At 41.4% G+C, this 3,180-nt stretch carries 1 protein-coding gene and 1 pseudogene; one reads left to right on the top strand and one right to left on the bottom strand.

What is annotated here, in order from left to right:
* Positions 1-77: 77 nt before the first annotated feature.
* A pseudogene (locus tag AAEY98_RS22010) lies at positions 78-294 on the top strand (IS110-like element ISSpi6 family transposase); the annotation flags it as partial.
* 668 nt (positions 295-962) lie between these two features.
* Here AAEY98_RS22010 and AAEY98_RS22005 read toward each other — a convergent pair.
* Positions 963-2,294, bottom strand: coding sequence for a hypothetical protein (locus tag AAEY98_RS22005; RefSeq protein WP_351019659.1), 1,332 nt, complete (start codon positions 2,292-2,294; stop codon positions 963-965).
* Between the last annotated feature and the right edge of the window lie 886 nt (positions 2,295-3,180).

Below are 3,180 nucleotides of genomic sequence, written 5' to 3'. Positions count from 1 at the left end.
TCTAATCATGATAAATACCTTTAAGATTTTGCTTATTTTAAGCTATAAATCTCTACAGTTTCATTAGACCATTACAAACCTTGCTTGGGATAAGTAAGCGTGGAAATAAGGCTTTAAGAACGTTGTTTATTCATGTTGCTCGAGCGATGAGCGGTGGCCGTATTTGGAGAATGGATACTTGAGCTCAGAGCAAGGAAGCCATTTAATGTAGCCGTCGTTGCATTAGCGAATAAGTCGGTACGAATAGCGTGGTCGATAATAGCGACCAAGCAAGCATTTGAAATAAGAGTTTAACCCGAGTTTGCAGATTATAGAGAAGAAGACAGAACGGTCAGACCACTAGATTGAAGACCTGACATAAAAAACAGCACCGAAAGTATACTTTGGTCTTTTTGAGGACAATCTAGCGCGGAACTCATCGTGGCGTAGGTGGTAAAGCACCTAATGAAGATTCCGAATACATTGGCGCAAACCAACCTCGTTATGGTCGCGGTAGGAATGAGCATTACTACCACGACCGGTCAAGTGAGGAGACGTTTTCAGTAGTATTGGCCGCAATGGTTCTGGTCTACTTTACTGATTTAAAATGAATTTCTCACTTCATCCTATTCCCCTTGAAACTAAAAATGGCCAAAAAGTCAGCCATTGAGACACAACTATCTGAGGTTGTAGGATGAGACATGTCATGTTGAAGGCCTCATAATGAGTCAGATCGGCTCAGTTTTATACTCTGAACAATCCCATTCTCGATGACAGAAAAGCCATTTGGCTTCGTAGAAAAATGCTAGCGATCAGTCACAGCAATAGCCCTTTTGCTACGACTGATCGTCAGGCTGAGTGGATATCAAAACCCAGTTGGACGGAGTGAGACACATTACTCACTGTGACATCAATCCCCTCGCATAGCGCTCAATTATAATGCCCACACCCAATAAATGGTTTAATGCTTAGGCACATTGACGTTAATAAGTATATTCAACGTTATAGAAGCCTAAATTCATTACATCACTTCCTTTTGATAACGGACTGAGATCAGGATCGGCCATTCGACTTTGTTCAACCGCTAACCTTCTCCATTCATCCAACGTTTTTTTATCACCATAACTTGTCGCCAAAAATCGGATATACCGATCACCTAATACGTTAATACTCGCTTCCAGCGAGGGGGTGAAACTGAAGTTAGGTATGGTTCCCCTGATCCCACCATGCAACCTCCACACTACACCACCATCACCGTTTCTCCCACCTAGGAGTATTTCACTAAAGGCAATGTCATCACTGGCATTAGAAAAATCATATTGATAAGGGGCTTGTTGGCTACGTATTGTTTCATATAATGAATACGCCTCTTTAGAAAACGCGTTATTAACATCCAATACTATTTCACTTGAAGCATTACCTTGTTGATCCAGCTTACGAATGGCCGAATTGGCAGAATAACCCACCGTGTCGTAAACTTTAATTTGTTTAGTAATATTAGATGACACGTAATAATGCTCTGCAATAGTCGGATAAATAAAGATAGGCTCATTGGCGTAGTTATAGCTATCCCAGCTACCTGAAGAATAAGCATGTATATCATCGTCACTGCTATTTACCGGATCGTTAACCATGACCCCTACATGATTAAAATCATCGAGATTTAAGGTATATTCATCCAGATTGGTTAAGTCAATTTGTCCAGCTTGACTCGATTGATTATCAGCCGCCGTTAACTGAATATCAATGGGTCCTTGCACATCACACCATTCAAGAGAGTAATCTGCCGTATATGGTGTTAGATATCCCTGTCCACCGCCGATATTAAGTTTGCTATCAGGGGAGGACTCAATCAAATTTTGAACAAAAAATGTGACATCTTTGCAATCACAATCAGGTGCATAGCTCAAATTTGTGAAATGAATGACACCTAAATCTCCCCCTTTCGTATCCATAATGGTATCAATACTCAACGTTCTAAAACCATAATTGCGGGTAAAATAATTCAGCGCTACCGTAGTGATATGTTTAGCATCACTCGGCCATTCAGTGGTTAACAGACCATTTGAGTCAGTCACATGCTCGGCAATAACGTCGCCTTGTGCATTATGAAAAAGAACTTCTACACCCGCCTTGGGCGATTGAACATTACATTTATTCGTCACAACGGTATTGAGCGTGAGTTGTGTATTGATTGGATTGTTTGATGGATCACCCGAGTTAGCGGTTCCTGCATCATCGCCGCTGCCTCCACCACATCCTAATAATAGTATTGAGGTGAATGACGAGGTTAACATCCATTTTGTCGTTCTCATATCTCTTCCTTAATATGATCGAGCTGAACAGTGAAAGGGAAAGCCCCATCAAAAAGTTCATGTTAAGTTTATAAAAATAGGAATAACACCGATTAAATACAGAGTGGCCAAACCTTCGTGGAATACGAAAAGAATAAGATGTCAGCCTATTGGCTGATCACTCATGTATCTTCCTTGACGTCGTCCGAATACGATTTATGACTCCCTGTTTTACCCGTAATATAACCGAGATTAAGGGTTCGCCCAAACGCTTTGTTATTAATTTGGGTGTCATTTGTTAAATTGCGTTTACGTTTTGTTTCATAACCGTCTAGCGAACCCCGCCGATTGGTTAACATTCCATCGTAACAAGCTATCGATATCAGGTTCTGGTTTGCTCCGTTTATCAAGGTAGCACAGATGCGATCAAATGGGATTAAACCAGTGATCGGTCGCGGTAGGAATGAGCATTTAAAAAGGCACACCATAATAATTAATGTGACCCTGTATTACTCGTTTCAGCCAACGCCCTGTCTCCCAAGGTTGGTCATGAAGACGCTTGCAAAGTTTATTATCGCCGTCGTCGAGGTCAGAATCGCCTTAACAAATGGTGCGCTCTTTGGAGTGATCATTTTAGCAATGTCTGCTTTGCGGGCGGGAAATCAGCTTATACTGAACTTATGCAGGCGACAAAAAGCGGTAATAGTCAAGCCACCAGCGGATTACTGTTGTATCAAGGCAACCCAATCTTCATGTGAACGTCTAACTATTTTAACTCCTGATGTAATGATCAGTCGTTAATAAAGAGGATGAATAAGAGCTGCTGAAGAGTAACCGTCAAGCGAACCACAGCTACTGTTTAAAATTCCAGGGTAACAAGCTATCGATATTGGGTTCTGGTTTACAC

It is taken from the genome of Shewanella sp. AC91-MNA-CIBAN-0169 (genome assembly GCF_040310165.1).
Taxonomy (GTDB): Bacteria; Pseudomonadota; Gammaproteobacteria; order Enterobacterales; family Shewanellaceae; genus Shewanella.
This window is presented reverse-complemented; position numbering and strand designations above follow the sequence as displayed.